3 protein-coding genes and 1 tRNA gene are annotated in these 6,287 nt (G+C 24.9%); 3 read left to right on the forward strand and 1 reads right to left on the reverse strand.

The genetic code is table 11. From position 1 onward, the window contains the following. Positions 1–40 precede the first annotated feature (40 nt). From ACYUE0_RS17310 to ACYUE0_RS17320, 3 genes are all read left to right on the forward strand, one after another. Positions 41–115: transfer RNA gene (locus tag ACYUE0_RS17310), tRNA-Asn, on the forward strand. 145 nt (positions 116–260) lie between these two features. Further along, on the forward strand, positions 261–1,478 hold the full coding sequence (locus tag ACYUE0_RS17315; RefSeq protein ID WP_460271851.1) for an exonuclease SbcCD subunit D: 1,218 nt from the start codon (positions 261–263) through the stop codon (positions 1,476–1,478). Further along, positions 1,465–4,956 (forward strand): SbcC/MukB-like Walker B domain-containing protein, encoded by a 3,492-nt coding sequence (locus ACYUE0_RS17320; RefSeq protein ID WP_460271853.1) that lies wholly within the window; start codon positions 1,465–1,467, stop codon positions 4,954–4,956. The genes ACYUE0_RS17315 and ACYUE0_RS17320 overlap by 14 nt, the downstream gene beginning before the upstream one ends. A gap of 19 nt (positions 4,957–4,975) precedes the next feature. Here ACYUE0_RS17320 and ACYUE0_RS17325 read toward each other — a convergent pair whose 3' ends face one another. Continuing rightward, a complete protein-coding gene (locus ACYUE0_RS17325) occupies positions 4,976–5,806 on the reverse strand; it encodes a 4Fe-4S binding protein (protein WP_460271855.1) in 831 nt (276 codons plus the stop codon). Positions 5,807–6,287 lie beyond the last annotated feature (481 nt).

Below are 6,287 nucleotides of genomic sequence, written 5' to 3' on the forward strand. Positions count from 1 at the left end.
ACTGTACTGTGTGGGAGGGTAGGTTGTTGCCAGGTAATATTCCGCGATAGCTCAACGGTGGAGCACTCGGCTGTTAACCGATAGGTTGAAGGTTCGAATCCTTTTCGCGGAGCCATTTTGGAAACATAGAAGTAGAATATCTACTTCTTTTTTTTATTTAAAAAAATATGAATTCTTAAATATTAGAAAATATATAGTATAATTATGGAATAAGACAATGAAATAATTAAAGTTATTAAGTATTATAAAGGAGTAAGTATATGAGAATATTACATACTGCAGATTGGCATTTAGGAAAAAATTTAGAAGGCTTTAGTAGGATGGATGAGCAGGAAGAATTTTTAAATGATTTTATAGAGATAGTTGAAAGTAATAAAGTAGATTTAATTATTATAGCAGGTGATATATATGATAATAGTAATCCACCGGCAAGAGCAGAAAGAATGTTTTACAACACATTAAAAAAATTATCTAAAAATGGTGAAAGATTAACATTGATAATTTCAGGGAACCATGATAATCCAGATAGATTAGTGGCAGCAGGTCCATTGGCAAGAGAGCATGGAATCATTATGGTAGGAAGGCCTAAATCAATAGTTGAAACAGGTATATATGGTAAACATAGAGTTTGTAATTCAGGGGAAGGATTCATAGAAATAGAAGTAAATGGAGAAAGAGCAGTAATATTAACAGTAGCATATCCAAGTGAAAAAAGATTAAATGAAGTTCTATATGATGGAATGGATGAAGAGGAAGAAAAGGCAAAAAATTATAGTGATAGGATAAAACTACTTTTTGACAATTTAAGTAAAAATTATAGAAAAGATACTATAAACATAGCAGTATCTCATTTATTTGCAATGGGAAGTGAAGAAGCGGGATCAGAAAGAAATATACAACTTGGAGGAAGTTTTATAGTAGATGGAAGTTGTTTCCCAAAAGAAGCACAGTACATTGCATTAGGACATGTTCATAAACCGCAAGTTGTTCCTGGAACTAAGAAAAAAGTTAGGTACTCTGGTTCACCACTGCAGTACAATAAAAAAGAAATAGGTTTTGTAAAAAAATGTTTTATTATAGATATAAAAGCAGGAGAAGAATTTAATCTTGAAGAGATTGAATTTGAAAATTATAAACCAATAGAAATTTGGAGATGTAAAAGTATAGAGGAAGCTATTAAGAAGTGTGAAGAAAATGGAAATAGAGAATGTTGGGTCTATTTAGAAATATGTACAGACAGATATATAAGAGAAGACGAAATAAAATCTATGAAAAGCTTAAAGAAAGACATATTGGAAATTATACCTAAAATTAAAGAAGAAGAAGAAGAATTTGATATGGCGACTTTTTTAGAAAAATCTTTTGAAAGCATTTTTAAGGAATTTTATTTTAAGGAGAGAAAAGTGGAACCACAAGATGAAATTGTAGATTTATTATTATCTATAGTTAAGGATGGTGATGAAAATGAAACCAATTAGTTTAAAAATAAAAGGTTTGAATAGCTTTATAGAAGAACAAACAATTGATTTTAAAAAATTAACAGACAAAGGATTTTTTGGAATATTTGGTCCTACTGGAAGTGGTAAATCTACAATACTTGATGGAATAACATTAGCTTTGTACGGAGAAGTTTCTAGAAAAAGTTCTAATTTTATAAATACAAATTGTAATAGTGTAAATGTACTTTATCAGTTTCAAATATCTGGAACAAAAATTAAAAAATATATTGTAGAGAGAGAGTTTAAAAGAGATAAATCAGGTAACATAAGATCTAAATCAGCTAAAATATTAGATGTGACTTGTGAAGCAGTAGAAGTTTTAGAAGAAGGAGCAAAAAATGTAACTGCAAAATGTAAAGAAATTATAGGATTAGAATTAGATGATTTTACAAGAACTGTAGTATTACCTCAAGGCAAATTTAGTGATTTTTTGAAACTTGAAGGTAAAGATAGAAGAAATATGTTAGAGAGGTTATTTAATTTACAAAAATATGGAGATAACTTATCTAACAAGTTGATAAGTAAAATAAAAGGAGAAAGACAAAAATATAATATACTTCAAGGTGAGTTAAAAGGCTATGAAGATATAGATAATGAAGATTTAAAAGTAAAAGAAGAGAGATTAGAATCCGCTTTAAAAAATAAAGAAAATATAGAAAAAGAATTAATAGTAATAGAAAAAACATATAATGAAAATAGTGTAATTTGGAATCTACAAGAAGAATTGAAAAAAAGTGAACATATTTTTAAGTGTTTAAAGTTAAAAGAAGAAGAAAATAATATTAAGGAAACTAAAATTTTAAAAGGTGAATCTTATTTAAAAATAAAACCTTATATGGATGCTCGCCATGAGACATTGAAACAATATAATATTGAAAATAGAAAACTTAATATTATACAAAAAGATATTGAAAATATAAAAACTGAAAAAGAAAAATTAGAAGCTATTTTAAGAGAGATAATAGAAAAAAAAGAGAATGAACTTCCAAGTTTAAAAATAAGAAAAGAACGAATTGATGAAGCTATGGAAGAAGTAAAAAACATTAAAAACTTAAAGAATGAAGCAAAATATTTGGAGGAAGAACTACAGGAAAAAGACAAACTAATAAAAAATATAAATAATAATATAAAGGGATTAGAAGAAGATATTATTATTTTAAATAATGAAAGAGAAGTAAAAGAAAAAAGTATAGATAAATTAAAAGTATCAGATGAGAATAGAACAAAGATAAATGAAGGAGTAATCATTAGTAATGATTATAAATCATTAACTAGTCAAAAAAAGAATTTATTATTAGAAATAAATATATTAGAAGAGAACATGAAAGTTAATAAAAATAACAGATATGAATTAAAAACTAAAATTGATGAATTAAATATTAAGTTAAATGATTTAAAAGAAAAACAGCAAGAGCTAATGGAAAAAAATATCACTAATCCTAAGGAACTGTTAAAATTTCAAGAAGAAATTTCATATTATAAAGGTAAATGGAGCAGATATGACTTACTAATAAAAGAGTTAGAAGAAAATAATGTTTTATTAAAAGACTCTACAACAGAATTAAATTTTAAAACAGCAGAAAGAGATAATTTAGAAAATAGTGTAAAGACATTAAGAGATTATGTAAATAAAATTGAAATTGAAAATATAGCACAATGTTTAAGAGAAAAACTTTTTAAAGGATGTCCATGTCCAGTATGTGGTTCTATAGATCATTCAATAGATAATTTAGAAAGTATTAATCTAAGTAAAAATGATACATCAAAAGAAATCCTAAAAGAAAATGAAGAAATACTAAAGGAATTTAATGAAAGAATTATCATATTAAAAAACAATATAGATTCTTATAAGAAATCAATAGAACAACAATATTTTAAAATAGAAGAATTAGGAGAAGATTTTAAAAAAGTATCAATAGAAGAACTAGAGGATAGATTTGAATTATTAAGAACTCAATTTGATAAGTATGATAAGGAAAAGAACACTATAGAAAATAATATAAAAGAATTAAGTGAAGATATAAATAAAAAAGATATAGAATATAGCAAGATAGATACAATAGTAACTCAAAATACTGAAAGATTAGAAAAGTTAAAAATACAGTTAAATAAATTAGAAAAACAGATTAATGATGTTAAAATTAATTTAATTAAGTTAAAAGAAGAATTAAAAATAGAAAACTTTCAAGAAATAAGTAAAGAGATATCAGAAAATGATAAGCAAATAACCAGACTTGAAAATAATCTTAAAGAATTAAGACAGGATATATCAAAAAAATTATTAGATAAAGAAAAATTAAATAAGGATGTATCAACGTTAAATGAAAATTTAAAGGAAAAAAAAGTTATATTGCAAGAAAAAAATAAAAGAATAGTAGAAAAAGAAAATTATATTATAAATATAATAGGAAATATTAAAGATTTAACATTAGCAAAAGAAGAGGTAAGCAAACTTATATTAGAAATAGAAAGCAACTATATTAAAGCAGAAAGAGAAAAAAAATCCATAGATGATAAATATAATAAGTCAAATGAAGAATTTGTTGGAGTAAGAACAAATGTTGCAAGTTTAATAGAAAGAGGAAAAAATGATAGAAAAAATCTTGATAAAGCATTAATAGAAGAAAACTTTAGTTGTATAGAAGAAGCAAATGAATATAAAATATCAAGGGAAAATCTAGATATAATAAAAAGAGAGTTTAAAGACTATAATAATGAATTATCTAAAATTATAGGTGCCATAGAAAATTTAAAAAATAAAATAGGTAAGAATAGGTTAACAGAAGAACAATGGCAGGAAATTAAAATATTAAAAGAAGAAAAAAATAAAGAGTTGAAAATGATAGAAGAAGTTGTAATTACTTTAAAATCCGAAACTAACAATATGAAAGAAAAGCTTATGCACTTAAAGGAATTATTAGATAATAAAAAACAATTAGAATACAAAATGAGTTTATTAGATGATTTAGATAAGTTATTTAAAGGTAAAAAGTTTGTTGAATTTGTAGCCTATCATCAGTTAAAATATGTATCACTAGAGGCGTCTAAAAGACTAAAAGAAATAACAAATGGAAACTATGGATTAGAAGTAGATGACAATGGTAAATTTATAATAAGAGATTATAAAAATGGTGGGTTTCAAAGGGATGCATCTACATTATCAGGTGGCGAAACATTTTTAGTTTCACTATCACTAGCTTTAGCACTTTCAACACAAATACAACTTAAAGGAACTGCACCTTTAGAATTGTTTTTCCTTGATGAAGGTTTTGGAACATTAGATGATGAATTATTAGATATTGTTATGTGTTCTCTTGAAAAAATTCATAATGAAAAATTGTCGGTAGGTATAATAAGTCATGTAGAGTCAATAAAGAATAGAGTTCCAATAAAACTTATATTAACTCCAGCTCAATCAGGTCTAGGAGGTAGTAAAGTGAAAATAGAACGAAGTTGATAATAAATAAACTCCAGAATTAATTCTGGAGTTTATTTATTATATTAGATATGTATCTATTAGCAAAATCATAAAAACGTTCATTACTAAAACTATATAAACTATATTGATTTAATATAAAGCTAATAGTTGTGTAAAGAGAGTTTAAATTAAGAGAAATATCTAATTCTTCATAGTTACAGTTTACATTAATTTTAAGAAAAATTTTATAGTAATCGCAATAAGAAGAAATACAGTTAAAATTACATAAATTTATACATTTTCCACAATCAGTGCAAAGTTTAGTATCTAAATTTATTTTATTATTTACTATAGTTAAGGCATTATACTTGCACTTATTAATACATGATTTGCATAATTTACATTTAGAAGAATCAATATGTATTTGTGAATAAGGTTTAATAAATATATCATTATTTTGTGATTTTAAACAGTTGTTAAAGCAACCTATGACACCAATGGTTATCTTATGAGGCAAAGATAAGCCTATAGTAATATTTTGAATAGTTGCTGCAATAGATTGGGTATTAGTATGACTATTTTTACAAACAGTTCCGCGACAAGCTGTTATAGGATGAACAAATTTACCCATTGCAGCTGTAGTAAAATTATATTTTTTGAGTGTATCAAGTACCAAACTTACATCATTTTTGTTTATATAAGGAATTTCTATACAACAACGGGATGTAAGAGTAACATATTCTTTACCATAAATTTTAGCTATTTCATTTAATATGTTTAATTCATCACAAGAAAAATTACCACCGTTACTTAAAATTCTTATAGAATAAAAGTCTTTGTGGTTTTGTTCAAGAACACCTAATGATTTCAAATTAGAAAATTTACCCATAGTTAACTCCTTAATATACATTTAATTAGAAAATAGATAAAAATTATTTGTCTATTTTATAAAACTATTTATTATTTTATTATGTGTCTAATATAAAATTTTGCTTTTAATTTATTAATAGAGTAACAGAGTTAGAAAAAATTATATATAGGTAATATATAATTTGAAGCAAACTTTCCCACGCGTATCAATAAATGAAATTCATAAGAACTATAAAGAAAACAGAAGAAATATAGGAATAATTTAATTAAATAAGGTAAATAATAATAAATGTGGCTTAAAAAGTTTAATATAATAAGTCTTGTCGCTGAGGGGCAACGCCGAAAGGTAAGAGTTMTTAAAGCGAAAAAGTTTTTCAAAAACAACTTAAAAAAGTTGTTGACAAGGGAAAAACAAGATGGTAAACTGATTAAGCAGTCGGGAAACGACGGCAAATAAGTTAAAAATTGGTCTTTGAAAATTAAACAGATAAATATAGGTA

The sequence above is a fragment of the Clostridium sp. CTA-19 genome, assembly GCF_054767855.1.

Bases quoted from the DNA above. Each gene is read 5' to 3' on its own strand.
- ACYUE0_RS17325 (WP_460271855.1), bottom strand. From the start codon at position 5,806: ATGGGTAAATTTTCTAATTTGAAATCATTAGGTGTTCTTGAACAAAAC.
- ACYUE0_RS17320 (WP_460271853.1), top strand. From the start codon at position 1,465: ATGAAACCAATTAGTTTAAAAATAAAAGGTTTGAATAGCTTTATAGAA.
- ACYUE0_RS17315 (WP_460271851.1), top strand. From the start codon at position 261: ATGAGAATATTACATACTGCAGATTGGCATTTAGGAAAAAATTTAGAA.